The organism is Synechococcus sp. CBW1004 (genome assembly GCF_015840715.1).
Lineage (GTDB): Bacteria > Cyanobacteriota > Cyanobacteriia > PCC-6307 > Cyanobiaceae > Cyanobium.
Window position 1 is genome coordinate 352,213 of record NZ_CP060397.1, and the last position, 22,718, is coordinate 374,930.

General features: G+C 65.9%; 29 protein-coding genes. 12 read left to right on the forward strand and 17 right to left on the reverse strand.

Annotated features, from left to right (window positions below; all coding sequences use genetic code 11):
* Nucleotides 1-95: 95 nt before the first annotated feature.
* Entirely contained in the window at nucleotides 96-938 is an 843-nt protein-coding gene (locus tag H8F25_RS01560) for a vitamin K epoxide reductase family protein (RefSeq protein WP_370525790.1), read from the reverse strand.
* A 202-nt stretch (nucleotides 939-1,140) separates the two neighbouring features.
* Here H8F25_RS01560 and cadR point away from each other — a divergent pair, with 202 nt between their 5' ends.
* Entirely contained in the window at nucleotides 1,141-1,557 is a 417-nt protein-coding gene (cadR, locus tag H8F25_RS01565; RefSeq protein ID WP_197169821.1) for a Cd(II)/Pb(II)-responsive transcriptional regulator, read from the forward strand.
* A 16-nt stretch (nucleotides 1,558-1,573) separates the two neighbouring features.
* On the opposite strand, the gene H8F25_RS01570 is transcribed toward cadR, so the two are convergent.
* The 4 genes from H8F25_RS01570 to H8F25_RS01585 all read right to left on the reverse strand — a co-directional run bounded on the left by H8F25_RS01570 (nucleotide 1,574) and on the right by H8F25_RS01585 (nucleotide 6,351).
* On the reverse strand, nucleotides 1,574-3,787 hold the full coding sequence (locus tag H8F25_RS01570) for a cation-translocating P-type ATPase (RefSeq protein WP_231596986.1): 2,214 nt from the start codon (nucleotides 3,785-3,787) through the stop codon (nucleotides 1,574-1,576).
* An 87-nt stretch (nucleotides 3,788-3,874) separates the two neighbouring features.
* Nucleotides 3,875-4,285, reverse strand: coding sequence for a hypothetical protein (locus H8F25_RS01575; RefSeq protein WP_197169820.1), 411 nt, complete (start codon nucleotides 4,283-4,285; stop codon nucleotides 3,875-3,877).
* A gap of 73 nt (nucleotides 4,286-4,358) precedes the next feature.
* Nucleotides 4,359-5,843 carry a multicopper oxidase family protein gene (locus H8F25_RS01580; protein ID WP_197169819.1) on the reverse strand — a complete coding sequence of 495 codons (1,485 nt, stop codon included), beginning with the start codon at nucleotides 5,841-5,843 and terminating at the stop codon, nucleotides 4,359-4,361.
* Between the two features lie 10 nt (nucleotides 5,844-5,853).
* Entirely contained in the window at nucleotides 5,854-6,351 is a 498-nt protein-coding gene (locus H8F25_RS01585; protein ID WP_231596987.1) for a DUF411 domain-containing protein, read from the reverse strand.
* A gap of 170 nt (nucleotides 6,352-6,521) precedes the next feature.
* On the opposite strand from H8F25_RS01585, the gene H8F25_RS01590 reads away from it, so the two are divergent.
* The 5 genes from H8F25_RS01590 (at nucleotide 6,522) to H8F25_RS01610 (ending at nucleotide 11,133) form a co-directional block, all read left to right on the forward strand.
* Complete coding sequence (locus tag H8F25_RS01590) at nucleotides 6,522-7,259, forward strand: DUF305 domain-containing protein (protein ID WP_197169818.1); 738 nt, start codon at nucleotides 6,522-6,524, stop codon at nucleotides 7,257-7,259.
* A gap of 52 nt (nucleotides 7,260-7,311) precedes the next feature.
* On the forward strand, nucleotides 7,312-9,513 hold the full coding sequence (locus H8F25_RS01595; protein WP_231596988.1) for a heavy metal translocating P-type ATPase: 2,202 nt from the start codon (nucleotides 7,312-7,314) through the stop codon (nucleotides 9,511-9,513).
* Nucleotides 9,514-9,557: 44 nt separating this feature from the next.
* Nucleotides 9,558-9,809 carry a DUF2933 domain-containing protein gene (locus tag H8F25_RS01600; protein WP_197169816.1) on the forward strand — a complete coding sequence of 84 codons (252 nt, stop codon included), beginning with the start codon at nucleotides 9,558-9,560 and terminating at the stop codon, nucleotides 9,807-9,809.
* Nucleotides 9,809-10,447 (forward strand): isoprenylcysteine carboxylmethyltransferase family protein, encoded by a 639-nt coding sequence (locus tag H8F25_RS01605; RefSeq protein WP_197169815.1) that lies wholly within the window; start codon nucleotides 9,809-9,811, stop codon nucleotides 10,445-10,447. Before H8F25_RS01600 ends, H8F25_RS01605 begins: the two co-directional genes overlap by 1 nt.
* A gap of 191 nt (nucleotides 10,448-10,638) precedes the next feature.
* Nucleotides 10,639-11,133: a hypothetical protein gene (locus H8F25_RS01610; RefSeq protein ID WP_231596989.1), complete on the forward strand. Its 495-nt coding sequence runs from the start codon at nucleotides 10,639-10,641 to the stop codon at nucleotides 11,131-11,133.
* Between the two features lie 300 nt (nucleotides 11,134-11,433).
* Here the strand turns inward: H8F25_RS01610 and H8F25_RS01615 are convergent, their stop codons facing one another.
* From H8F25_RS01615 to H8F25_RS01625, 3 genes are read right to left on the reverse strand one after another with little or no spacing between them, the layout of a single operon-like run.
* Complete coding sequence (locus H8F25_RS01615) at nucleotides 11,434-11,703, reverse strand: hypothetical protein (RefSeq protein ID WP_197172286.1); 270 nt, start codon at nucleotides 11,701-11,703, stop codon at nucleotides 11,434-11,436.
* A 14-nt stretch (nucleotides 11,704-11,717) separates the two neighbouring features.
* Nucleotides 11,718-11,972, reverse strand: a complete 255-nt coding sequence (locus tag H8F25_RS01620; RefSeq protein WP_197169814.1) for a DUF3721 domain-containing protein — start codon at nucleotides 11,970-11,972, stop codon at nucleotides 11,718-11,720.
* 46 nt (nucleotides 11,973-12,018) lie between these two features.
* Nucleotides 12,019-12,261, reverse strand: a complete 243-nt coding sequence (locus H8F25_RS01625) for a DUF3721 domain-containing protein (RefSeq protein WP_231596990.1) — start codon at nucleotides 12,259-12,261, stop codon at nucleotides 12,019-12,021.
* A 37-nt stretch (nucleotides 12,262-12,298) separates the two neighbouring features.
* Here H8F25_RS01625 and H8F25_RS01630 point away from each other — a divergent pair, with 37 nt between their 5' ends.
* The 4 genes from H8F25_RS01630 (at nucleotide 12,299) to H8F25_RS17480 (ending at nucleotide 15,704) form a co-directional block, all read left to right on the forward strand.
* Complete coding sequence (locus H8F25_RS01630) at nucleotides 12,299-12,715, forward strand: heavy metal-responsive transcriptional regulator (RefSeq protein WP_197169812.1); 417 nt, start codon at nucleotides 12,299-12,301, stop codon at nucleotides 12,713-12,715.
* Nucleotides 12,716-13,024: 309 nt separating this feature from the next.
* Nucleotides 13,025-13,582, forward strand: a complete 558-nt coding sequence (locus H8F25_RS01635) for a DUF305 domain-containing protein (RefSeq protein ID WP_231596991.1) — start codon at nucleotides 13,025-13,027, stop codon at nucleotides 13,580-13,582.
* Nucleotides 13,583-13,590: 8 nt separating this feature from the next.
* A complete protein-coding gene (locus H8F25_RS01640) occupies nucleotides 13,591-13,983 on the forward strand; it encodes a DUF302 domain-containing protein (RefSeq protein ID WP_197169810.1) in 393 nt (130 codons plus the stop codon).
* 851 nt (nucleotides 13,984-14,834) lie between these two features.
* Nucleotides 14,835-15,704, forward strand: coding sequence for a GNAT family N-acetyltransferase (locus H8F25_RS17480; RefSeq protein ID WP_231596992.1), 870 nt, complete (start codon nucleotides 14,835-14,837; stop codon nucleotides 15,702-15,704).
* Here the strand turns inward: H8F25_RS17480 and H8F25_RS01655 are convergent.
* The 4 genes from H8F25_RS01655 to H8F25_RS01670 all read right to left on the reverse strand — a co-directional run bounded on the left by H8F25_RS01655 (nucleotide 15,682) and on the right by H8F25_RS01670 (nucleotide 18,102).
* Entirely contained in the window at nucleotides 15,682-16,392 is a 711-nt protein-coding gene (locus tag H8F25_RS01655; protein WP_197169808.1) for a hypothetical protein, read from the reverse strand. The genes H8F25_RS17480 and H8F25_RS01655 overlap by 23 nt on opposite strands.
* Nucleotides 16,389-16,934, reverse strand: a complete 546-nt coding sequence (locus H8F25_RS01660) for a hypothetical protein (protein ID WP_197169807.1) — start codon at nucleotides 16,932-16,934, stop codon at nucleotides 16,389-16,391. The genes H8F25_RS01655 and H8F25_RS01660 overlap by 4 nt, the downstream gene beginning before the upstream one ends.
* Before the next feature lie 72 nt (nucleotides 16,935-17,006).
* The gene (locus tag H8F25_RS01665; protein WP_197169806.1) at nucleotides 17,007-17,504 is read right to left on the reverse strand and encodes a hypothetical protein; all 498 of its coding nucleotides are present in this window, start codon (nucleotides 17,502-17,504) and stop codon (nucleotides 17,007-17,009) included.
* Nucleotides 17,488-18,102: a hypothetical protein gene (locus tag H8F25_RS01670; RefSeq protein ID WP_231596993.1), complete on the reverse strand. Its 615-nt coding sequence runs from the start codon at nucleotides 18,100-18,102 to the stop codon at nucleotides 17,488-17,490. The genes H8F25_RS01665 and H8F25_RS01670 overlap by 17 nt, the downstream gene beginning before the upstream one ends.
* A 455-nt stretch (nucleotides 18,103-18,557) precedes the next feature.
* Here H8F25_RS01670 and H8F25_RS01675 point away from each other — a divergent pair, with 455 nt between their 5' ends.
* Both H8F25_RS01675 and H8F25_RS01680 read left to right on the forward strand, forming a co-directional pair.
* The gene (locus H8F25_RS01675) at nucleotides 18,558-18,770 is read left to right on the forward strand and encodes a hypothetical protein (RefSeq protein WP_197211750.1); all 213 of its coding nucleotides are present in this window, start codon (nucleotides 18,558-18,560) and stop codon (nucleotides 18,768-18,770) included.
* Nucleotides 18,771-19,066: 296 nt separating this feature from the next.
* On the forward strand, nucleotides 19,067-19,696 hold the full coding sequence (locus tag H8F25_RS01680; protein WP_197172283.1) for a sigma-70 family RNA polymerase sigma factor: 630 nt from the start codon (nucleotides 19,067-19,069) through the stop codon (nucleotides 19,694-19,696).
* An 11-nt stretch (nucleotides 19,697-19,707) separates the two neighbouring features.
* Here H8F25_RS01680 and H8F25_RS01685 read toward each other — a convergent pair whose 3' ends face one another.
* The 5 genes from H8F25_RS01685 to H8F25_RS01705 all read right to left on the reverse strand — a co-directional run bounded on the left by H8F25_RS01685 (nucleotide 19,708) and on the right by H8F25_RS01705 (nucleotide 22,713).
* On the reverse strand, nucleotides 19,708-19,902 hold the full coding sequence (locus H8F25_RS01685; protein WP_197169804.1) for a hypothetical protein: 195 nt from the start codon (nucleotides 19,900-19,902) through the stop codon (nucleotides 19,708-19,710).
* A 3-nt stretch (nucleotides 19,903-19,905) separates the two neighbouring features.
* Nucleotides 19,906-20,955 (reverse strand): hypothetical protein, encoded by a 1,050-nt coding sequence (locus H8F25_RS01690; protein ID WP_197169803.1) that lies wholly within the window; start codon nucleotides 20,953-20,955, stop codon nucleotides 19,906-19,908.
* A gap of 12 nt (nucleotides 20,956-20,967) precedes the next feature.
* Nucleotides 20,968-21,645 carry a hypothetical protein gene (locus H8F25_RS01695; RefSeq protein WP_197169802.1) on the reverse strand — a complete coding sequence of 226 codons (678 nt, stop codon included), beginning with the start codon at nucleotides 21,643-21,645 and terminating at the stop codon, nucleotides 20,968-20,970.
* Between the two features lie 40 nt (nucleotides 21,646-21,685).
* Complete coding sequence (locus tag H8F25_RS01700; RefSeq protein WP_197169801.1) at nucleotides 21,686-21,928, reverse strand: hypothetical protein; 243 nt, start codon at nucleotides 21,926-21,928, stop codon at nucleotides 21,686-21,688.
* An 80-nt stretch (nucleotides 21,929-22,008) separates the two neighbouring features.
* Nucleotides 22,009-22,713, reverse strand: coding sequence for a hypothetical protein (locus tag H8F25_RS01705; protein ID WP_197169800.1), 705 nt, complete (start codon nucleotides 22,711-22,713; stop codon nucleotides 22,009-22,011).
* Between the last annotated feature and the right edge of the window lie 5 nt (nucleotides 22,714-22,718).

The following is a 22,718-nucleotide window of genomic DNA, read 5'->3' on the forward strand; positions in this document are numbered from 1 at the left end:
ACGCCAGCGGAGTTGGAGGGTAAGGCGAGGGTGGCTGCGATCCTGCTGGGGCATCGCCGGCATGAGCCCACCCTGGGGAAGGGATCACCGCTAGCTCAGAAGTCGCGAGGACCTGTGTAGCCACTGAGATCAGCGAGAGTTTTCAGCGGCTTGACGCCCGAATCCACGACGCCCTTGATCTGCCAGCTGGGATAGCCCTGAACCCCCTGCTGCTTGCACAGCTGCGCCTGGCTGTTGGCGCCGTCTTCGGCGCATTCGATCACCTGGAGCTTGGCGGCGGCCTCCTTGCCGAAGGCCTCCTTCTGGTCATGGCAGTGGGGGCACCAGTACGCCGTGAACACCCGGGCGCCGACGCTGCTCAGATGCTCCGCCAGGGCAATCTTGGCCGGCGAACTGGCGCTGATGACAGCTGGAGCCGCCCGTCCGCTTTGGGCGACAGGCTGGTCCGCCGATGCTGCCCAGCCCAGCCCCAGCAGACCAACAAGAAGGACTGTCATCACTCCGCGAAAGATCAGTTGGCTGCGGTCGATCCAGCCACCTCCAACAAGACTCAACAGGAACAGCGCGAGGCTGAGGGCGGCTGAGACCACACAGAAGGTGCAGAAGGCCTTGATCTCGAAGACCAGGAGCCCCATCAGCACCAAACTGAAGACGGCCATGCCGCAGCTGACGAGGAACAGAGCCCAGCGATTGCCCTCCGAGGCTGGGGCGCGCAGACCTCCTCGCAGCAACGGCATCAGGGCCAGCAGGAGCACCGTGGCGTAGGCCAGGAACCCAAAGAGAGAAAGTGGCTGGCCCAGCAGCGTGCCCCAGGCGCTGCCGAGCACCTTGTCGCAGCCATCGCTACCGCCCGGACAGGACAGGCTGCCGATCCAACCCCAGCGCTTGGCGGTGATCGAGCCGGTATCGATCATGCCGATCGTGGCGAGCACGGCCATGGTGAGGCGCACCCAGGGCCGGCCTGGCTCCTGGCCGACCCGACGGCTGGAGAGAGGCTTGGTTCGCGTAGCGCTGCTCACAGGGGGAGAGAACGGCTGAGATACGGCCATTGAAAAGCCTGAAGTGGCTTCAGGGTCAAGAGCCTAGCGTTGCGCCAGGGAGGCTTGTCCGCCCGACTTACCTACCCAAGGGGATGAATCCATGCAGATTGGCGAGTTGGCACGGTCTACCGGAGTGACGATCGAAACCATCCGCTATTACGAACGCGAGCACTTGTTGCCGGTGCCGCAGCGCACGGATGGCAACTATCGCCTCTATTCTCCGCAGCATGTGGAGCAGTTGCGCTTCATCCGCTACTGCCGCAGCCTGGACATGAGCCTGGAGGAGGTCCGCATCCTGATCGGGGTGCTCGACACACCGTCCGGAAGCTGTCTGACGGTGAATGCCCTGCTGGACGAGAAGATCGCCGAGGTCGATGCCCGCGTGAATGAGTTGCACAAACTCCAGGATCAGCTACGGCAGCTCAGAGGGCTTTGTCAGCAACCGGATGAGGTGAAGACCTGCGGCATCCTCATGGAATTGAACCGTTCGGCACGAATCGACAAGGCTCAGATCTGATCATTTCCGACCAGGCTCAGCCCCTGATATTGCCAAGCGTGGGAGTGCGGAGCAGCCGCAGGCCATTGGCGATCACGATCAAGCTGGTGCCCATGTCCGCGAAGACCGCCATCCACATCGTGGCGTTCCCGGCCACGGTTAGCACCAGAAACAGGGCCTTGATTCCCAGCGCCAGGCCAATGTTCTGGCGCAGGATGGAGAAGGTGCGGCGCGAGAGGGCGATCGTTTCCGGTACACGCATCAGATCGTCGTTCATGATCACCACATCGGCCGCTTCGATGGCGATTTGGGTGCCCGCGGCCCCCATCGCAAAACCGATGTCAGCCTGGGCCAGGGCCGGCGCATCGTTGATGCCATCGCCGACCATGGCCGTGAATCCGTAGCGGGCCTGCAGAGCGGCCACCGCATCGAGCTTGTCCTGGGGCAACAGGTTGCTTTTCACCTGCTCGATGCCGGCCAGGGCCGCAATCGCGCCGGCGGTGGCTGCGTTGTCACCCGTGAGCATCACCGGTTTGACGCCCAGGGCTCTCAGGGCCGCCATGGCGGCCGCGGAGCTGGGCCGAACGGTGTCGGCAACAGCGATCAAGGCGAGTACGCCGCTGTCATCCGCGAGCAGGCTGAGCGAGCGACCTTGGCGCTCGTGGACCTGCATCGATGCTTCCAGTGAGCTGGAGCAGAGCCCCAGCTCCTCGATCCAGCGGTGGTTGGCCAGCATCAGCGGCCGCCCCGCAATCACGCCGCGCACCCCCCTTCCGGGGAGGGCCTCGAAGGCCTCCACGGCCAGCCGCTCGCCATCAAGGCCTGCGGCCATGGCCCGCGACACGGGATGGTCGGAGCGCTCCGCCAGGCTGCTAGCCCACTGTTTGAGAACGCCAGCGTCTGCCGTTTCTTGCTGAGGGGAAAAGGCCACCAGCTGGGGCTGGCCCAGGGTGATCGTGCCGGTCTTGTCGAGCGCCAGCACCTTGATCTTGCGGGCCTCCTCGATGTAGAGGCCGCCTTTGATGATGATGCCGCGACGGGCGGCGGTGGCCAGGCCGCTCACCACCGTGACCGGTGTGGCGATCACCAGCGCGCAGGGGCAGGCGATCACCAGCAGCACCAGTGCCTTGTAGATGGCCTGCAGGGGGGTGAACCCCAGCAAGGGCGGCGCCAGCAGGGCAACAGCCAGTGCCACCACGAACACCGCCGGGGTGTAGCGGGCCGCGAAGCGATCGACGAAGCGCTGGATCGGAGCACGGGAGGCCTGGGCTTCCTCCACGGCCTGGATGATGCGCGCCAGGGTGCTCAGCGAGGCAGGTGCCGTCACCTGGATCTCCAGGGCGCCGCCCTGGTTGATCGTGCCCGCAAACACTTCATCACCAGGGCCTTTGTCGACCGGCAGGCTTTCGCCGGTGATCGGGGCCTGGTTGATCGCACTCTCGCCGGAAAGCACCGTGCCATCAAGCGGCAGGCGCTCGCCCGGGCGGACACGCACCACATCTCCGATGGCCACAGCACTGGCGGAGACGCGTTGCCAGCGGCCATCGCTCTGGCGGATCTCCGCCTCGTCGGGAGCCAGGGCCATCAGGCTGGTGATCGCCTGGCGGGCCCGCTGCACCGCCCGCGCTTCGATCGCCTCGGCCACGGCATAGAGCGCCATCACCATGGCGGCTTCCGGGAAGCGGCCGATCAGGAAGGCGCCCGTGACCGCCACGCTCATCAGCGCATTGATGTTGAGCCGGCCCTGGCGCAGGGCCGCGAGGCCCTTGCGAAACACGGAGAAGCCCGCCAGGGCGATGGCGGCGATGGCGATCCCGATCTCAAGCAGCTCATGACCCGGGAAGGCGGGAACGACCAGATGCAGCAGCTCCGCTGTGATCGCCAGCGCCAGGGAGCCCGCCAGGCGGAGCCGTTCAAGGCGCCGTTCGGCGCGGGTCTGGGCGGCGGACGGCCGCTGATCGGGGCTGATCGGCTCCGGGGTGAATCCCAGCCGGCGGATTGCGGCAAGGGCGGAGTTGAGCGCTGCTGCTTCGGCATCGATCGCCAGAACGCGCTCGGCCAGCAGGAACCGCAGGCTGCGGATGCCGTCAACACCTGAGAGGGCATGCCGGATCTCGCCTTCCTCCGTGGCGCAATCCATCGCGCTGATCCGAAACAGCGCTTCTCTGCCGCTTGCCGGCTCCGGCTGCGGCGCCGTGGTGGCTCCGGCCTTCTGCCCGCTGGTTCTACTGCTGCAGCAATGTTCCGCCATGGTCCTGTCATCCAGACCCCAGCAAACAGCCTGTAGTCACTTCAGGGTCAAGGGTCTTGGCGGCACCTAGTGCCCGCAGGCTGTTGATCAACGCAGCTGGGGACACTCCTGATCCTGCATCTGCTGCATCAGCCCATCGGCTTGCCGGGCCAGCTTGGCTCCAGCCGCCGTGTAGAACCTGAACTGCTGGATGTTGACGTAGAAAACCCGCCGGCTGCGCAGCAGCTGTTCTTCCGCCTTGCGGCGGCACTCGATCAGGGCCTGGTAGTCGATGGTCGTCTCGTTGTGGTCGTTGGCATTGGCCCCATCGGCCTGCTGGCTGAGGACAGGGCAGATCCGTTCGCGGGTGGTGCGAACCAGGGCGATTTCGGCCTTCATGGCCTGCTCGGCCAGGGCATTGCGTTGCTCCAGCAGGTTCCGGCACGCCTCCACTTCAGCCGCCATCACCGGAGCTGTCAGCCAGCAGCAGGCCAGCGAGAGGGTCAGGACGTGGCGCATTCACGGATCAATTCGAGTCCTGTGTCTTTGGCGGCTATGGGCGTGATCATCATGGGCAGCGTCAGACCATCCACTACTCGATCTGCAGCACCCCCATCAGCCCCAGATCCTCGTGGTCGAGGTTGTGACAGTGATAGACGGTGCGCCCCGGGAAATCCCTGAATGTGACGCGGATCCGCACCTCTTCGCCCGCTTTCACCAGCACGGTGTCTTTCCAGCGTCGCTGAGATTCAGGACGACCCGCGCGGCTGATCACCTGGAAGGGATTGACGTGCAAGTGGAAGGGGTGATCCATCACGTCGTCGTTGACGATCAGCCAGTCTTCCGTGCTCCCGAGGGCAACCCGAGTGTCGATGCGATCGGGTTCGAAGGCCTGGCCATTGATCTGAAATCCCATGCCCATGCCGCCCATGGCCATGCCGCCTCCGCCCATGGCGCCCATGTCGTGCTTCATCCCACCCATGCCCGTTCCCATGGCATGGGCCATGACGAAACGGCGGGTGCGCTCCGGCTTCGGCAGGGCCGGCACAGGGATCAGGGCCTTCGGCAGAGGTAGTGGTGGCACCGTTCCGGCGTAGCTGAGGGTGGCCAGGGTCCGGGGAGCGTCCTCAGCGGCGGCCATCCCCATGTGGCCACTGCGCTGGTAGGGCAGGTTGAGCAGCCTGTAGCTGCCTGGGGTCTGGTTGCCTTGCACCAGCACATCGGCCCGCTCGCCGGGGGCCAGAAGCAGCTCATCGAGAGGCTCTGGGGTGGCGATCGCGCCGCCATCGGTGGCGATCAGAACCAGTGAGTGGCCCTCGAGGGCCAGGCGGTACATCCGTGCATTGGAGGCATTGAGCAGGCGCAGCCGCAGCAGGCCGCCGCTGGGAATTGCCAGGCCTGGGTTGATCGCCCCGTTGACCGTCAGCAGGGGGCCTTCCCGGCCGAGCATGCGCCCCACGCCCATGGCGGCTTCCTGACCGGAGGCGCTGGCGAAATCCTTGAGCACCAGCACGGTTTCTTTGGCGGCCGCCACTTCCGGAATCCTGTCCAGATCGCCGCGTACCACCAGGGCGCTGCTGAGGCCGCCAAACACCTGATCGGCCGAGAGTCCGTGCTGGTGGGGGTGGACGTAGAACAGGCCGGCCGGGTGGTCTTTGGCGAGCGTGAACTCATAGTCGAAGGAGCCACCGGGCGGCACGCTCAAGAAGACGTTGTCGGCCGTGCCGGTGGGGGGGATGTGGAGCCCGTGGAAGTGGAGATTGGTGGGTTGCTTGAGTTCATTGCGCAGTCGCAGCCGCACCCGATCGCCGGCGTTCACCTCCAGCAGCGGACCGGGTGAGCGGCCGTTGTAGGTGAGCAGCTCGGCGGGGCCACCCGGAAGGCTTCCCCGCGTGGCCTGGGCCACCAGCTCCAGATCGGCCACGCCGCCACGGGAGGCCAGCCGCGCCGCACCGGCCGGCTGGGCCCGGGCGGCGGAGCGCTGCAGCCGGTCCCAGAGAAGTGGGCCGACCACGGCCGTGCCGAGGCCGGCGAGCCCAAGTCCGAGTACCTGCCGTCGCCGAAGTGGAGTGGTCATGGTTGGGTTCTCATTTGGCGTGCTGGGAGAAGCTGCTGATGGCTCCGGTCCGCGTGAAGGCCATCACCGTGAACGCCTCTTTGCCGTAGGCCGATTCCATGCCTGGGGAGCCCAGGGGCATCCCCGGAAGGGCGAGGCCCGCCAGGGGCGGCCGTTTCTGCAGCAGCCGTTTCACATCAGCAGCAGGGACGTGACCCTCAAGGGCAAAACCGGCCACTTCGGCGGTGTGGCACGAGGCCAGGCGGGCGGGGACCCCCAGGCGTCGCTTGATCACGGCGACATCGGCCACCACGACATCGCGCACGGCGAAGCCATTGGCGCGCATGTGCTGCACCCAGCCCTTGCAGCACCCGCAGCTGGCGGATCGATAGGAGGTGACCGGCATCAGGGCTGGAGCACTGGCGCGTGCCGCGAGCGACCCGCCCCCTGAGACAACGGCAGCAACAGCGCCGACCCCCAGCAGCAGGTCCAGGAACCGCGAATGACCGCGGCTTGATGTCGAGTTCATGGCCTCTGATGCGGGGATGTCTCAACCGTAGAGCCTCCACTCAGGTGGAGAGTCAAGCCCGTGATGACCGGCATCAACCGGCATCGACCGGCTCAGATTTGCTGCGCCCTTGGCCCTTGACTCTCCTGTCAAGGGGAGACCATACCGTTAGGAGGTCTCACCTTGCCGCCATGTACCCATTCCGCTTCACCGCCACCCTGATCGGTCTGGCCTCTGCCCTCACCGTTGCGGCTCCTGCCCTGGCCCAGATGCCCGGTGGCATGAATCACGAAGGGCACCAGGGCATGCCAGGGATGATGAACATGCCTGGGATGTCTGCTCCGGCCGGATCCGCCCCGGCCCATGCCGCCCACGCCCACGACGTGGGCCCGGCCGGTGCCACCTACGACCTGCGCTTCATCGACGGCATGGTGCAGCACCACACCGGCGCCCTTCGGATGAGCGAATTCGTCTTCAACATCGGCCAGCCCGGCGTGGGAGCGCTCGGCAAAACGATCTGGCGCGACCAGGCCAACGAGATCCGGGCCATGGGCCTCTGGCGCAAGGCCTGGTACCCCCAGGCACCCGTTTACCCCGTGTCCCTGGCCTCCGGAGGCGATCCCAACAGCCTCAGCGGCCTCACCCGCATGAGCCAGGCCCAGATCGATGGCATGCGGATGATGGGCGAACTCCCCACCAAGGACAACCGGGTGGTGTGGTTCTTGGAGGGCATGCTCGAGCACCACGGCGGGGCGCTGATGATGGCCCACGACGCCCTGGCCAAGAGCACCAACCCCACGATCCGACGCTTCGCGCGAGGGGTGATCGTGGCCCAGCGCGCCGAGATCATCGAACTGCGCAGGATGCTGGCGGTGGAGGGCTTGCGCAAGCCGGAGTACAGCAAATACGACGCTCTTTTTCGTCTTTGAGCGAAAACCTGGGTAGATCTTTCCTAACTAGCCCCACCGATCAGGAGCAGCCATGATGAACGCGGCGACAATCACCCAGACCCCTGGCCATTCCCACGGGAAGCCCGGAAGCCACGGCCCGCCGCCCACCGGCGGCGGCAAGGGAATGGCCAAGGATCCGATCTGCGGCATGGTGGTTCCCAAGGCCACAGCCCTCAGCGCCCAGCGCGGCGGCCGCGACTACTACTTCTGCAGCCAGACCTGCCTGCAGACCTTCCAGAATCCCGACCGCGAATTGCGCGTCATGCGCCGCCGGGTGGGCTTCGTGATCGGCGGGGTGCTGGCGCTGGCGCTGTTCCGGGCCGGAGCCTTCATCGCCCTGGCGGCCGGCATCAGCCTGGTGTCCTGGGTGCCGCTGCCGGCACTGCCCTGGATGAGCTGGGGGAAGTGGCTGTTCGTGCTTGCCACTCCGGTGCAGTTCATCGGTGGCTGGTCGTTCTACACCGGCGCCTGGGCGGCCCTCAAGCGCCGCGCCCTCAACATGGATGTGCTGATCGCCCTGGGCACCTCCGTCGCCTACTTCTACAGCGTGGTGGTGGTCTTCGCGCCCACCTGGCTTCCGGTTGGCGTCAATGAACGGGACGTCTATTTCGAAGTCTCGGCGGTGGTGATCGCCTTCGTGCTGATGGGCAAATACATGGAGGAGATCATCAAGAAACGCTCCTCTGCCGCCGTGCGCAAGTTGCTCGATCTTCAGCCCGCCACGGCCACGGTGATCCGCGACGGCATGGAGATGACCGTGCCCGCCGATGCCATCGACACCGGCGAGACGGTGCTGGTGCGCCCGGGCGAGAAGATCCCCGCCGATGGGGTGGTGCTGGAGGGCAGCTCCTCGGTGGACGAATCCTTGCTCACCGGTGAATCCCTGCCAGTGGCCAAACAGGCCGGTGCCGAACTCATCGGCGGCACCGTGAATGGCAATGGCCTGCTCCGTTTTCAGGCCAGCCGGGTGGGATCCGACACCGCCCTGGCCCAGATCGTTCGCATCGTGGAGGAGGCCCAGGCCAGCACGGCCAGCGTGCAGCGCCTGGCCGATCAGGTCACGGGCTGGTTTGTTCCAGCCGCGGTGCTGATCGCCTTCGCGGCGTTTGCCCTCTGGACCCTGGCGGGCCAGTTCAGCAGTGGTCTGCTGGCCTTCATCGCCGTGCTGGTGATTTCCTGCCCCTGTGCCCTGGGCATCGCCACCCCAGCGGCCCTGATGGTGGGGGTGGGCAAGGGCGCGGAGCAGGGCATCCTGATCCGCAGCGGCGAGGTGCTGGAGCGGGCTGAGAAGCTCACCACCGTGGTCTTCGACAAGACAGGCACGCTCACCTTGGGCAAGCCGGTGCTCACCGATCTGGAGCCCCTGGCAAGCCAGTCGGAGCAGGAGGTGCTTCAGCTCGCAGGGTCCCTGGAGCACGGCTCCGAACATCCCCTGGCAGCGGCAATTGCCGAGGCCGTTGCAGCGCGCCATCTGGAGCTGCTGCCGCTGAAGCAGTTTGAGGCCCAGGTGGGCGAGGGCATCACCGCCAAAGAGGGCGGGGACGTCGTCTGGTTCGGCAACCGTTCCCTGGCAAGCCGCTTCCTGCCTCGGCTTCCCGAGCCTGTGGAAGGCCAGCTCGCTGGGCTCGAGGCCCAGGGGAAAACGGCCATGTTGCTGGGGCGCGCCGATCAGATCCTGGGGGTGATCGCCGTCGCTGACACGGTCAGGCCCGAGGCCGAGCAGGCCGTGGCCCTGCTGCGGCGCCGTGGGGTGCGGGTGATCATGCTCAGCGGCGACAACCGCACCACCGCAGAGGCGATTGCCGCCCAGGTGGGGATCACCGAGGTGATCGCCGAGGTCCGGCCTGCCGACAAGGCCGGAACGATCAAGTCCCTGCAGTTGGATGGGCAGAACGTGGCCATGGTGGGTGATGGCGTCAATGACGCCCCGGCCCTGGCCACGGCCAACATCGGCATCGCCATCGGCTCGGGATCGGATGTGGCCAAGGAAGCCGGTGACATCATCTTGATGGGCAACGACGTGCGGCTGGTCGTGACCGCCATCGGCCTGTCGCGGGCCACCATGCGCAAGATCCGCCAGAACCTCTTCTGGGCCTTCATCTACAACGGGATCGGCATCCCGATTGCTGCCCTCGGCTGGCTGAACCCGATGATCGCCGGGGCGGCCATGGCCCTGAGTTCGCTCTCGGTGATCGTCAACTCGTCGCTGTTGCGTCGCTACCGGGCCGCTTGATCACCAGTGCTTTCGTCCGAGTCCGTCCCCTTTAGCGAGATTCGATGGCTGATCCCAACTTCCTGTCCAGCTGGTCACCACGCCGCCGATCCCGGTGGGTGCTCTATGGCTTTCTCCTGGTGGCGGCCTTCTACCTGCTGCTGGAGCACACAGCGCACACCATTCCCTTCCTTCCCTTCCTGGTGTTCCTGGCCTGCCCGCTGATGCACCTCTTCATGCATGGCGGCCATGGTCATGGCCATCACAGCGCCCCGGAGGGAACGGACTCGCGATCGACCCCTACCCCCAAGTCGTGATGAACCAAAGTGACGCCCCGGCCTATGGCCTCTGGGGACTGGCGGTGGTGAATGCCGCTGTTTTCATCTTCTTTGCCTTCAGTTTCTTCAAGCCAAAGACGCCGCGTGACTGGCGCAGCTTTGGGGCATTCAGCGCCTTCCTGGTGGCCTTGTTTGCCGAGATGTATGGATTTCCACTGACGATTTACCTCCTCTCCGGCTGGCTTGGGAGTCGCTATCCATCCGTGAACTGGCTCTCCCATGATGCGGGACACCTATTGGAAACGCTGTTTGGCTGGCGGGTGAATCCGCATTTCGGCCCCTTCCATATCGCCAGTTTCGTGCTGATCGCTGGCGGCTTCATGCTCATCGCCAGGGGCTGGGACATGCTTTATGCCGCCCAGCAAAAGCATGAACTGGCGACCACCGGCATCTACGCGCGTCTGCGTCACCCCCAGTACCTGGGCCTCATTCTGGTGATGACAGGATTCCTTCTGCAATGGCCCACGTTGCTCACCCTGGCGATGTATCCAGTGCTTGTGGTGATGTACCTGCGCCTTGCAAAGCAAGAGGAGCGGGAGGCTGTGCGCGAGTTTGGAGATCGCTATCGGGACTATCTTTCGGCTGTGCCGGGCTTTCTTCCCTGGCGGCATCGGTAAAGGAACTTCACAGAGAAGGATTCATTTCGGCCTGCCCCCGGCTGCCACGGAGATCCAGATGACCAGCCGCAAAGACACAAGCATTCGGTGGCCAAGTGACACCTGCCATAGAAGAAGCATTGATGCGTGCCTCGACGATCAATGCTGCATGGAATGGCATATCGTTGTCTCGTATACATTTTAATGGTTAAATGAATAGCCTGGTGAAGCAAAGGCTTGTGGTCAAGAAAAGTGCACGAATTCTCGCTGCACCAGAAACAAATCTGTTTCTCTTTGCCTTTCTGCTCAACTTCGTTTACGAGGTTTGGCAGTCTCCATTTTACGAGTTCTACGCAAGTCCATCCCTGGGCGACAAAGTTATTGACTTGACCCACTGCGCCTTTGGCGATGGGGTCATCATTCTCTTCAGCAGTTGGACTGTGAGCGCGTTGATGCGTTCGCGGTACTGGGTGCTGACCCCAACCTGGAAGCTGACGCTCCTGTTTACCGGTATCGGCCTTCTGATCACGCTTGCGATCGAAACCTATCGAGTTAATGTTTCCAAGGCCTACGGAGTGCCGATGCTGGCAGTGCCCCTACTAGGCATGAGTGCACTTGCCGTCATTCAATGGATCGTCTTGCCTGTCATCATCCTCTACATGGCTCGCCGGCACATGTTGGGATATTCGGGGCAAAACTTTCACTAACCCGTGGCATCATTCGCGGCTCCTGCTTCTTCTTTTGATACTCAATGTGGCATTGCCTTTGATGGCATAGATGATGCGTGCTCCCCATCAGTCGTTCAGTGTCTACGAAAGCTGTTGGCATCACTTCATTTCCATCGACCCTGTGGCCTGATTACCAGAAGATCATCCGCCGCATTCCTGGCGGAGATGAGTTCAAACCGAGTCCATGCATTTCGAAGTGGTTGTGGAGGTTGAGCTTTTTGTTGTCGTTGCGTGTCAGGCTCAGAATCCTCATTAATACCCTCCTCCTGAGCGGCCTGATCAGGCCGCTGGCGGCGGTTGCTTCATCCCCCTGCGGCGGCCCAGCAGCAGTCCCATGCCGGAGCCGATCACGAACAGGGTGAGCAGCGCCAGGACCGAGGAGTACCAGGGCTGCAGATTGAGGAGGCCGAAGTTGCCCGTGTGCAGCTTCATCAGCCAGAAGGCCTCGATTCCCTGGGCCGATAGGGCGCCGTACAGGGAGCCGGAGAGCGCCGTGAGCAGCAGTGGCAGGGCTGCCAGGGGCACGAGGCTGCGGTGCACCCGGCGCATCAGGTGATGGTGCCTCACTCCTTATCCATTGCCTTGTGCAGATCCTGCATGTTGGCGCAGGGCATCCAGAGGGAGCCCATCGCAAAAGCCCCCTTGCACTTGAGTTCGGCGGCGCGTTTCTCCGCCTCCTGCTTGGTCTTGAACATGCCCTTCATGTGCGCCGCAGCGGGTGCGCTGACGAGCAGCGGAGCGAAGGTCGCCGCTACGAGGGCCGCCAGCAGAGCCCAACGGTTGGTCTGCTGGAAGGGGCCGGTGGAGTGCTGGGTCATTGAGATTGCGAGGGGATGGTCAGTGACAGAAAAGGGACTGCTGGTGTCACTTCTCCTTGGAGACGGCTTTCTCATAGACATCGAAGTTCTGGCAGGGCATCCAGTCCTTGCCCATTGCAAAGGCGCCGCTGCACTTGAGTTCCTTGGCTCGCTTTTCCGCAGCGGCCTTGCTCGGGAACATGTCGTTGGCCTGAGCGCGGGCGGCGCCGGGTGCCAGGGCAACGCCTGCCGAGAAGAGGAGAGCCAGAGCGAAGGGGTTCACGGAATACCAGGAGGAAGAGGTGGACACCAGCTTAGAGTCTCCCCATAGCAGGAGAGTCAAGCCCATGGCAGCTGTTGGCATCAAGACCGGCATGAAGATCGGGGCGCTGGCCGGCCGCAGCGGCTTGCCGGTCAAGACCCTGCGCTACTACGAAGACTTGGGTCTGCTGCCGGCGATCGGCCGCAGCGAAGGCGGGTACCGCCTCTTCGCCGAGGAGAGCCTGCAACGCCTGGAGTTCATCCGCCGGCTCAAGACCCTCGGGCTCAGCCTGGAGGAGATCCAGGACTGCCTGGCGGTGCACGATGCCGGTGAGCTGCCCTGCGGCGACATCCAGGTCCAGCTGGGGCGCCAGATCGAGCGGATCGATGGCCAGATCAAGGAGCTGCGGCAGCTCCGCAAGGAACTGCAGGGCCTGCTGGCGGGCTGGCAGAGCGATCCAGCCAAGGATGACGCGGTGATCTGCCCCAATCTTCACGTCTGAAGGCTGATCGTGACGTTCGGCCCATACGCAGCGAATGGGCACACCGATTCGATGAAGCCATGACCCGAATCCGTGTCCGACTCCCTGCTAAGTGCCCATGCTGAAGAAAGGCACAAGCAAGGGAGAGAACTGATGGGCCATCACCATGCCGCGTTGGACCAGAAACGTTCGGCGGCGCTCAGGCTCGCGGCCGCTGCAGGGCTGGGAGCGCTCGTTCTGTCGCTGGAGGCTCCAGCGCGCTCGGTGCCGCCCCAGGTGGTGGCCCAAGCCGGAAGCGGGATGGGAAGGGGACTAAGCGGTCCGGGGCGGATGGCGGCCCAGTCGATGGATCAGCACTTCATCGTGATGATGATTCCTCACCATGACGGGGCGATCGCCATGGCAGATCTTGCCCTCTCCCGCGCGCGCAGGCCCGAGATCAAGGAGCTGGCCCGCAGCATCAAGGCCAGCCAGAGCCAGGAGAACGCCCAGATGCGGACCTGGTACCGGCAGTGGTTTGGCGGCGATGTTCCCAGCTGGACGACCGGAGGAGCCATGGGTATGGGCGGCATGGGGATGGGCATGGGTGGTGGCATGAAGATGGGCGGCATGGGCATGGGGATGGGCGGCATGGGCATGGGGATGGGCGGCATGGGCATGGGGATGGGCACAAGCCTGGCCGCCCTGAAGAATGCCGCCGACTTCGATCGTGCCTTCATCGAGCAGATGATTCCGCACCACCGCATGGGCGTGATGATGGCCTCGATGGCCCAATCCAACAGCCAGCATCCGCAGCTGCGGGAGCTGCAGCAGACCATGGTTCGGGTGCAGAGCCAGGAGATCGAACAGATGGCGCAGTGGTATCGCAGCTGGTACGGAACGTCCTGATGCCAGCCATGGATCCGTTCTTCATCCTCGACACTCCGAAATCCTTCGAGGAGGCCAGTGCCGCCCTCCAGGAGGCGGTGGTGAACCAGGGCTTCGGCGTGCTGGCCGTCCATGATCTGGGCAACACTCTGCGCAGCAAGGGCCTGCCGTTCCCGGAGCAGTGCCGCATCTTCGAGGTGTGCAACCCCCAGCAGGCCGCCGCGGTGCTCAGCACCACGATGGCGCTCAACATGGCTCTGCCCTGCCGGATCTCCGTCTACACCGAAGCCGGCCAGACCCGCCTCGGGATGATCCGCCCCGAGGCGATGCTTGCTGGCCTCTCGGCCGATCCCTCCCTGAAGGAGCTGGCACGAGCGGTGGAGGCCTCCACAACGGCGATCATCGAGGCCGCTGCGGCTTAGCTAGCGGCAGTATCTGAGCGGCTGCGAGACCAAGGAGTCTCTGGACGCTGAATTTCGGGCCAGCCGGCTGCGCTACAGGGTCTGGCAGGTGCCGGGTGGGATCACCCGCCCCTGGGACTACCGCCGGGGCCGCAGAGGCGCCGTGATCCCCGATGGCACCACAGGGGTGGTCACCGCTACCGCTGTAGGGAGATCGGCTCCTATGCCCGCGCCCAGGAACTGCTGCGCCAGGGGCACACCGATCTCGATGGCAACGGCAATGAGGAAGCCTGTGAATCATTGCGCTCACTGGGTTTCTGCAGGTACGGGAACAGGCACTCCAGCAGGCCACCGCCAGCTGAAAAGGGGCGTACTTTGAACTTGAGGGGAGGCCCGGAAGCCAACCAAGGTCCCACCCTCCAACAGAGTCCGGCCAGGGAGCACCCGAGCCGGTGCGCACAGCGGAGGTGCGCCAACGATGCGACACACAACAGGTGAACTCGATGACGCAGCGCGAGCGTCATCCCGTAGCCGCAGAGAGCGATACGCCAATTCTGATTCCCGCGTGTTGACACCCCGGGCAGCAGTACCCGGGTCGAGATCACAACCGAGAAGGTCAAGCCTTGAGCATCTCTTCTCCCAGACGTGATCTCCTTCCCTTCCCTGCCAGGCCCAAGACAGGTCATGCGTGAACCACAGACACCCGACCGGCAGTCCTTGGTGTGAGGAGGTGACCGCCGCAACCGGTGCTAAGGCGCCCCCCACGGGGCGCCTTCCTGTTGGCGAGACAATCACCAGACCACACCAGCGCTCCTCTAACCTCCCCCCGATCGCACCTGCAGATCCGCCCCTTTGAGGCAACAGACTGGCCGTTGCTGTGGGCGCTGCTGGAGCCGGTGTTCCGAGCTGGTGAAACCTTCCCCCACGACCCGGCCATCAGCGAGGCCGAGGCCCAGCTGGCCTGGGTGGAGCAGAGCCAGGCGGTGATGGTGGGTGTGGATGCGGCCGGGGCCGTGGTGGGCACCTACTACCTGAGGCCCAACTCCCTCGCGCTCGGCGCCCATGTGGTCAATGCCGGCTATGTGGTTGCCGAGCAGACGCGGCGGCTGGGGATCGGCAGCCGCCTCTGCCAGCACTCCCTGCAGGCGGCCAGGCGGCTGGGGTTCCGGGCGATGCAGTTCAACCTGGTCGTGAGCACCAACACCGCCGGCATCCGCTGCTGGCAGCGCAACGGCTTTCAGGTGGTCGGCACCCTGCCGGGGGGCATTCCGCCACAGGCGGCTGGGTTACGTCGATGCCCTAGTGATGGTCCAGGGCCTGGTGGAGGGGCCGAAGCCATGAAGGTGGTGCCGCTGCGGCTGCCCCCTGGCGCCGACCTGCGTCGGGCGCTGGAGGCCTGGATGGCCGAGCAGCAGGAGCAGGCCGGCTGTGTGATCAGCGCCGTCGGCAGCCTGTCGGTGGCCCAGCTGCGCTTCGCGGGGGCGACTGAGGAAATGACAATCCACGGCGATCTGGAGATCCTCAGCCTCTCCGGCACCCTGTCGCCCGATGGCGTCCACCTGCACATCGCCATCTCAGGCAGCAGCGGCGCTGTGATCGGCGGCCACCTCTGTGTGGGCTCGCTGGTGCGCACCACCGCGGAGCTGGTGATCGGTCTTCTGCCGGAGTGGCAGTTCAGCCGGAAGCTGGATCTGGACACCGGCTACGCCGAGCTGCAGATCAAGGCTCAGCCAGAGCGGTGATCGCCCGCAGGGTCCCCAGCAAATCCGGTAGTCGCTGCTGGCTGGCTTGATCCGGCGGCAGGAACGCAGGCAGTGCCTCCAGGAAGGCAGAGGTTTTCAACAGCTCAAGGAACTGAGCCGCCAGATCATTCCTCAACTCAAGCGGGCTGAGCCTGCATTCCTCCAGCAGCGAGGCACGTCCGTCGACGACGGCCATGAGGTCCTCCAGGTCGTGACTGAAGAGAAAATTGCCCTGACCGCGACCGCGAAAGGCCTCCAGCTTGGTGGCCAGGAACACAGGTGCGGTCACGATCCGAATCGCGCAGCCACTTGGCAGCTCTTGAAGCTGGGCGGTCTCCAGGGCGAGGGGATACCAACGGTTGGAGAAGCCCAGGATCTCGCCCTGGGTAGGCATCAGATCGAGAATGAGATCGTCTGTGCACCAGCGGCACAGGGGTGCCCCTTGTCGGCTGTCTTCCTGGAAGCCCCGCTGCCGCAACTGCCTCCCCAGCTGGTGGTAGTCAGACCTGGCGATCACGCTGCAGATCACATCCACATCCTGGGTGGGCCGGATCTCTGGCATCGCCGGATCCGTGATCAACACTCCGGCCACGGCGCCGCCGACAAACACCAGTTGCTCAAGCAGCGCCTCGCCCAACTGCTCAGCCGCCCGCTCCAGCAGGGAGACGTTGGGGTCGTTGGGGTTCATGGCTGCAGCCGCTCCTCCAGCAGGGCCAGCGCCAGGGCCTGTTCCCGGGCGCTGCCGCCGCGCACCGCATCGAACAGGGCCAGCAGTTCCCCCAGGGCCGGGTTGCGCTCTGCCGCCTCAGGGACGCTGGGATACAGCGGATGGAAGGAAATGCCGCGGGCCGTTCCCTTCTTCCACGGCCATACCGGCGGTGGGTCATGGCCCGGGCGGACCTGCTCGCTAAGGGGGGAGGCGGCGTAGCCGGTGGGAACACCGCGGCTGAGCCCGCCCTGGGTGGCCGGGAAGCAGTAGCGGGCCCCGTGCTGCACGAAGGATTTCAGGGCAGCGCGAACCACGGAGGGCTTGCCAGCCTCATCCTTGATCGCCAGCCTGGCGGCCACGGCACGCTCCACCGCCGCATGGGCCTCTGAGGCCGTCAGGCCCAGCTCGGCGCCGAGGGCCGCATAGGTGGGCGCCGGGCCTGACTCCAGGGCCAGACGCAAGAGCACCACCAGATCCTGCGGGCGCAGGACGAGCTGGGGATTGGAGGGTGAGCGGGCCACGGTCGCACCAGGTCATTCGGCATTCGCGAATAGCGAATATAGAGCGTCCAGCCTGTCTGTCTCTGCGCGGCTTCAGCTTGGCGGAGCAGCCGGCGGCAGCAACCGCTCGATTGCTACCGCAGGTACACCCACCTGCTGAGCGATCAGCAGCACCAGCTGCTCCAGCCGCTCGAGACGCTGTTCAAGGGCCTGGAGCTCAGCAGTGCCTGCCTTGGACGCGGTCTTGCCAGCACCGATAGGGCTCTTGCTGCCCTTGGTGGCCTTGCTGGGCAGGGCGCTGCGCAGCGGTGGGCCATCCGGGTGGCTGAGCAGGGCATCCACCTGTTTCGCCGCCGGGCCCTTGCTGAGGCCCTTGATGCCGCGTGCCTTGCAGAGGCTCCAGAGGACAGCGACGGACAAGCGCTCCAGCTCCTCGCGGCTGGCCGGGGCGTCACCAGCCAGCAGCACGGCGGGCTGGTCGCTGGCTGGCCTGGGGTCACCAAGCTCCTCCTGCAGTCCGCGGTAGAGGCGGGCATCGGACTGGGCCAGGTCCCGCAACGTGGCCCGCAGGGTGTCAGTGAGTTGTCCCATCGGCCTTAACCTCCTGGGCCTGCTGGGCCGCTGGGCTGTCCACGATCTCCACCTTGGCGGGCACAGACAGTTCTGGCTGGTTCACGGGGCCGCCATGGCCATTGCCTCCCAGGTTGAGCGGCGGCAGATCCTTCGTCTTTTCGATGAACTCCTGACGCTTCTGATCCAGCTGCACCACACGCTCTTTGGTGTGGGTCCAGCGGTTGATGAAACGGATCACCGCCTGCACCAATCCACCAAGAAAGGAGCCACCCTGATAGGTCTTGCGGCCGAGTTTGTAGCGCCCAAACTCGTTGACAATGTCATCGCCAGCATCTTCCAGATCACCTGCAATCGCGGTGACGATTTCCAGCATCTGATAAATGTCAGTGCGCACAGAAGCCTCCCGTGCCGCAAGATCGAGCAGTCGCTGCTTGAGCTGTGCCGTTTCTTCCCGGGCCTTGGTGGCCAGGCTGCGATGCTGGCCGCGACTGCGCATGGAGCTCTTGTAGCAGTTGCGCAGCTCGAGGTAGACGCTGTTGAGATCTTCCCGACTCAGGGGCTCGGGATCAGGCGGAAAATCAGTTGTGGGGGGTAGAAAAACCATGCGGCTGGCCATTCAGAGACAATCCTGCCTCGTGCCGCACCCTGCCCCAGACCACATCGGCTCAGAGAACAATGCAGAAATTGCATACGCCTGCGGCGATGCCTTGCAGCACTGGGGGTTTTGGCGCTGACGCAAGGAGCTACGACGGCCAACGGAGGTTCACAGACCCTCACAGCAACAACGCCAGCCCATACCGAATCCGCCTTGGTGCAGCCTGGGCGAGGCCCGGTGCACCTGGCGGCCGCTGCCGATAGGTACAACCTCCACCAGCCAGTCCCTTTTGTAGAGCTGATCCCCCGGGAAGCGAACGGGGAGGCGCCCCTGAGGTCTGGCGATCACGCCACCCGGCCTGCCCCGGCTTGCGCGCCGCGCAAGGGCTGACGCGAGTCGCTGCGCTGCGCTCCGCGCCCCTTGCGCGGCGCTGGCGGCGCTGGGGCTTGACGGCGGTGTCGTTCGCCAGCACAGCCATGGCCGCCACCCCTCTCAGCCGCACCTGCCCGATCCGCATCGTCTCGGTGCATCTGCTTGATGCCGCTGGCCGGCTTCTCAGAGTTCTGTTCCTCGATCGCGAGGGGCACATCTCGGCTGAGCCGCACTACGTGCCCCGCGATGAGGCGCTGATCCTGGCCTCCAATGAACAGCGGGTGCTCGGCCCTCAGGCCAGGGTCCAGGTGCTCTGAGCGCCCGCGGCCGGAGGCCCTCCGCCTCCGGCTTTCGGCTGTCGCCGCATCGCCCGTGGGCTTGGGCTTCCTGGAGCCATGGCCTGACGGTTCGACTGGGCGGTCCCTGGGCTGGGCACCCTGCAGGACCGGCAGTGGGGGGGAGGGGTTGGCCCCAGGTCGGCGCACACCCACCGCATCCCTCGGGCAGTCCTCACGCCGCGTCAAGGATCGGGCCAGGCGCCCTCCAGTGTCGGGCGTCCTTGCCGCGGCGCTGCGGCCGGCCGGTGGGGGTGGGGTTCTCCGCCGTCCCTCAGGTGGCTTCCCCCGCTTCCTCCTCCCGTCGCCAGCAGCAGTCCACGCCTCTCAGCCGTTCTGCCCTGCGTGCCCGCAATGCCCTGGTGCTGGAGCACCTGCCCCTGGCTGATGCCCTCGCTTCCGCCGCCGCCCGCCGCCTCTTCCCGCTGGTGGAGCGGGAGGATCTGATCCAGGTGGCCCGTGAGGCCCTGGTTCGCTCCGCTCCCCGCTGCAGAGCGGGCGAGCCGCCAGCGCCCTATCTGCGCCGCTGCATCCAAGGGGCGCTGCAGCACCACCTGTGCGATCGGGTGCGGCTGGTGCGCGTGCCACGCCGGCTGCATGAGCAGGGCCAGTGCCCACTGGGGCACCTCAGCCTCGATGCCACAGCCGATAGCGAGCACTGCCTGCTCGATCAGCTGGCCTCCCCTGAGCCCGAGCCGGCATCCAGCGAGGCCATGAATGGCCTGGGGCTGGAGCAGCTGGTCGAGCAGCTGCCCGCAGCCCAGGCCACAGCCCTGCGGCTCACCGTCCTCGAGGGGCTGTCCTTGCGGGCCGCCGCGGCGCAGCTGCAGATCAGCCCGATGGCCGTTCAGCGGGCCCAGAAAAAGGCCCTCGCCGCCCTGCGCCAGCAGCTGGCAGGTGGGGGCTGAGGCCCCTTCACTCAGCTCTGTTCAAACACCAGCGTGGAGAGTGGCCACCAGCCGCTGCCGCCCTCGTCGTAGGTCAGCTCCACCATCGGATCGGCGTCACTGCTGTCTGCCGCCAGGTTGAGCACTGTGGCGCCGGTCTCTGGGCTGATCAGGTCGCGCCAGCAGCGCGAGCCAGTCGCTGGCAGGGGTGTCGTGGTGTCAGGCATGGGTCAGGGGCTCACCATCACCCGGTTGCCAGCACCGCTGTTGCTCACAGCCACGAACTGGCGCCGCTGGGGCGACCAACAAAGCGAGCGCCAGCCCAGATCTGCCGGGGAGCTCCGCACCGTCCAACTGAGGCCATCGCCGCTGGTCATGATCCTGTTGCCGGTGCCGCTGCTGGCCGCCGCCACCAGCAGCTCCCGCTCCGGAGCCCAGCAGAGGGAGGACCAGGCGTTGTCGGCCACCGAGCTGCGGCTGCTCCAGCTGATCCCATCCGGGGAAGTCATCACTCGGTTGCCCCGGCCGCTGCTGCTCAGCGCCACCAGTAAACCGAGCTCCGCCGCCCAACAGAGTCCTATCCAGTTGTTGGTTGCAGCGGCCGTCCGCAGCGTCCAGTTGCGGCCATCGCTTGAGGTCATCACCCGCTGGTTGCTGCCGGTGCTGCTCACCGCCACCAACAACCCCAGTTGAGGCGCCCAGCAGATGGAGCGCCATTCCTGATCCGCGGCAGCAGGGCCGGCCGTCCAGGTGAGGCCATTGGAGCTGATCATCACGCGGTTGCCCGTGCCGCTGCTGGCCACGGCCACCAGCAGGCCTAGCTCGGGCGCCCAGCAGATCGAGGTCCAGTTGTTGTCGGCCGGCGTCTGGCGCAGGTTCCAGCTGCGGCCATCCTGAGAGGTCATCACCCGCTGGCCCGTGCCGCTGTCGCTGACGGCGACAAACAGCCCCAGCGCAGCGGCCCAGCAGAGCGCCACCCAGTTCTGATCAGCGGCCGCCGGTTGGGGGCTCCAGCGAATGCCATCGCTGGAGGTCATCACCCGATTGCCGCTACCGCTGTTGGCCACGCAGACGTAGAGCTGCAACTCCGGCGACCAGCAGATCGCCTGCCAGCTGTTGTCCGCCGCCGAGCGCACGGTCGACCAGAGCACGCCGCTGATGCCCAGCACCGGTATCGGGCCAGCCAGCTCTGCCAGCGCCGCTGCCGGCAGCTGGTAGGTGCCGGCCTGGGGCCCAGCGGGACGGGTGATCGCCAGCAGGTCGCCTGGTTGGAGGGTCATCTGCTGCGGCGCTCAGGGCAGAGCCGGCAGGGTGCTCAGGTCCAGCGGCATGTAGTCGCCGGCCGGCTGGGCAGTGGCCATCGCCGCCTGCAGCTGGGCCGCATCCACCACCCGCCCGGGCGTGCCGTCTGCCAGCGCCAATGGGTCGGCCAGCTGCACTACCCCCGACGCCTCGGCCGTGGCCAGGACCACGCTGAGCAGCGGTTGGGCGGGATCGCTCTCATCGACGGCCAGCGGAACGGCCACCTGGATGCGGATCACCCCGGCGCCATCGGGCCCCAGGGCGGCGTTGGCGCTCCAGCTCGTGCCGTCAAACAGCAACAGATCCCCCTGGGCGATCTCCGCTCCGGCGATGCCGCTCCAGCTCGCCAGGGCAGGGCCGGCGCTGCTGGCCAGGTACACATCTCCGGCCACAGCCCCAGCCGGGGCCTCGGTGGTGGTGGGGTCGATCGCGCCCCTGTAGGTGAGCGCGCCGGGGATGGCGGCATGGAGGGTGCCGTCGGCATCCACCGAGAGGTTGGTACCGGGCCTGATCGCCCCGATCGCCGCCGCGGTGGCCGGGCTGAGCATGAACGCCTTGACCTCATCAGCAGTGGCCCGGTAGGGCGTGCTGCCGCGCTGCACCAGCAGCAGATCGGTCGGCTGGGGCAGGGAACGGCCGGCGGTGCGGCTCTCGGTGGTGGTGGCCATGGTGATCCGTGCAGAAGGGGAGAGAGGTGGAGGGGAGAAATCAGTGCGGCAAGGGGCTGAGCAGGCGCAGGTCCAGCGCGATCACCACCACCCCATCGCCGGCAGTGGCACTGATGAGCGGCGCCAGTGCCTGCATTGCCGTGATGCCGCCGGTGGGCGGCGGTTCAGGGGTGCCGCCGTCCTGCAGCTGGGCCTGGCCCAGGAAGATCACCCCCTGGGGCCGGCTGCTGCTGCGGCACTGGGCCGTCAGCTCGGCCAGCACAGCCGGATCGGGAGTGGCCATCGACGCCAGGGCAGTGCTGCTGAGCTGTTGCCAGCCCCCAGCCAGGAATGCGCTGGCCGGGGCAGCGCAGGCTGCAGGGATCAGAGCAGGGCATCCCCCAGCTCCAGGGCCGCGAGATCGGCGGCATCGTTGCTGCTCTCATTCGTGGCATCGCTGCTGCCGCTGGCAGTGCCCGATGCACTGGCCTTGGCCTCCAGCGCCATGGCCTGCTCCACCAGCTCGGCCTTGGTCTGGCTGCTATCGAGCTCCACGCCGTAGACGGTGGAGCAGAACTCGACGATCTGGGCCTTGGTCATGGCCTGGAAGTCAGTGGGCTGTGAGGCAAGCAGGGCCTCGCCACCATCGGTGGTGGTCTCTAACCGGTCGTCGGTAGGAGTGGGCTCATCGGGTGTCGGGGCGGGATCCGGCGCTTCCGGTTGCTCGGGCTCGAGGTCCAGCGCATCCGCCAGCTCCGGTTCCGGCGCGTTGTCCCCGGAGTCCACCGGGACCGGCTCATCGCCGCCACCGGCGGGGCTGAGCAGCTGCCAGCCCAGGGCCTGCCAGCCGGCCAGGTGCACCGGCCAGATCGAGCGGGTCACACCGTCCTTGCTGATCAGCACCTGGCTGGGCGGCAACAACGCCGCATCGCCCACACCTGGATCCGGGGTGATGGTGAGGCGCTGCTCCGGACCTGAGAGACGGACCGGCGTGGCGGAGGGGTTGTTGCTGTCGAGGGGCTGCAGCAGCTCCAGGGGCAGGGCCTCGGCTCCGGCCGCGAGGTTGAGGGTCTCGAGGGGGGTGCTCATGGCGC

Coding starts and splice junctions, on each gene's coding strand:
- H8F25_RS01560 (WP_370525790.1), bottom strand. CDS start 938: ATGGCCGTGCTCGCCACGATCGGCATGATCGATACCGGCTCGATCACC.
- H8F25_RS01580 (WP_197169819.1), bottom strand. CDS start 5,843: ATGACCACTCCACTTCGGCGACGGCAGGTACTCGGACTTGGGCTCGCC.
- H8F25_RS01635 (WP_231596991.1), top strand. CDS start 13,025: ATGGCGGCCCAGTCGATGGATCAGCACTTCATCGTGATGATGATTCCT.
- H8F25_RS01620 (WP_197169814.1), bottom strand. CDS start 11,972: ATGACCCAGCACTCCACCGGCCCCTTCCAGCAGACCAACCGTTGGGCT.
- H8F25_RS01655 (WP_197169808.1), bottom strand. CDS start 16,392: ATGAACCCCAACGACCCCAACGTCTCCCTGCTGGAGCGGGCGGCTGAG.
- H8F25_RS01590 (WP_197169818.1), top strand. CDS start 6,522: ATGTACCCATTCCGCTTCACCGCCACCCTGATCGGTCTGGCCTCTGCC.
- H8F25_RS01685 (WP_197169804.1), bottom strand. CDS start 19,902: ATGCCTGACACCACGACACCCCTGCCAGCGACTGGCTCGCGCTGCTGG.
- H8F25_RS01705 (WP_197169800.1), bottom strand. CDS start 22,713: ATGAGCACCCCCCTCGAGACCCTCAACCTCGCGGCCGGAGCCGAGGCC.
- H8F25_RS01630 (WP_197169812.1), top strand. CDS start 12,299: ATGGCAGCTGTTGGCATCAAGACCGGCATGAAGATCGGGGCGCTGGCC.
- cadR (WP_197169821.1), top strand. CDS start 1,141: ATGCAGATTGGCGAGTTGGCACGGTCTACCGGAGTGACGATCGAAACC.
- H8F25_RS01570 (WP_231596986.1), bottom strand. CDS start 3,787: ATGGCGGAACATTGCTGCAGCAGTAGAACCAGCGGGCAGAAGGCCGGA.
- H8F25_RS01690 (WP_197169803.1), bottom strand. CDS start 20,955: ATGACCCTCCAACCAGGCGACCTGCTGGCGATCACCCGTCCCGCTGGG.
- H8F25_RS01605 (WP_197169815.1), top strand. CDS start 9,809: ATGAACCAAAGTGACGCCCCGGCCTATGGCCTCTGGGGACTGGCGGTG.
- H8F25_RS01585 (WP_231596987.1), bottom strand. CDS start 6,351: ATGAACTCGACATCAAGCCGCGGTCATTCGCGGTTCCTGGACCTGCTG.
- H8F25_RS01615 (WP_197172286.1), bottom strand. CDS start 11,703: ATGCGCCGGGTGCACCGCAGCCTCGTGCCCCTGGCAGCCCTGCCACTG.
- H8F25_RS01595 (WP_231596988.1), top strand. CDS start 7,312: ATGATGAACGCGGCGACAATCACCCAGACCCCTGGCCATTCCCACGGG.
- H8F25_RS01670 (WP_231596993.1), bottom strand. CDS start 18,102: ATGGCCAGCCGCATGGTTTTTCTACCCCCCACAACTGATTTTCCGCCT.
- H8F25_RS01640 (WP_197169810.1), top strand. CDS start 13,591: ATGGATCCGTTCTTCATCCTCGACACTCCGAAATCCTTCGAGGAGGCC.
- H8F25_RS01675 (WP_197211750.1), top strand. CDS start 18,558: ATGGCCGCCACCCCTCTCAGCCGCACCTGCCCGATCCGCATCGTCTCG.
- H8F25_RS01610 (WP_231596989.1), top strand. CDS start 10,639: ATGAATAGCCTGGTGAAGCAAAGGCTTGTGGTCAAGAAAAGTGCACGA.
- H8F25_RS01600 (WP_197169816.1), top strand. CDS start 9,558: ATGGCTGATCCCAACTTCCTGTCCAGCTGGTCACCACGCCGCCGATCC.
- H8F25_RS01695 (WP_197169802.1), bottom strand. CDS start 21,645: ATGGCCACCACCACCGAGAGCCGCACCGCCGGCCGTTCCCTGCCCCAG.
- H8F25_RS01665 (WP_197169806.1), bottom strand. CDS start 17,504: ATGGGACAACTCACTGACACCCTGCGGGCCACGTTGCGGGACCTGGCC.
- H8F25_RS01700 (WP_197169801.1), bottom strand. CDS start 21,928: ATGGCCACTCCCGATCCGGCTGTGCTGGCCGAGCTGACGGCCCAGTGC.
- H8F25_RS01575 (WP_197169820.1), bottom strand. CDS start 4,285: ATGCGCCACGTCCTGACCCTCTCGCTGGCCTGCTGCTGGCTGACAGCT.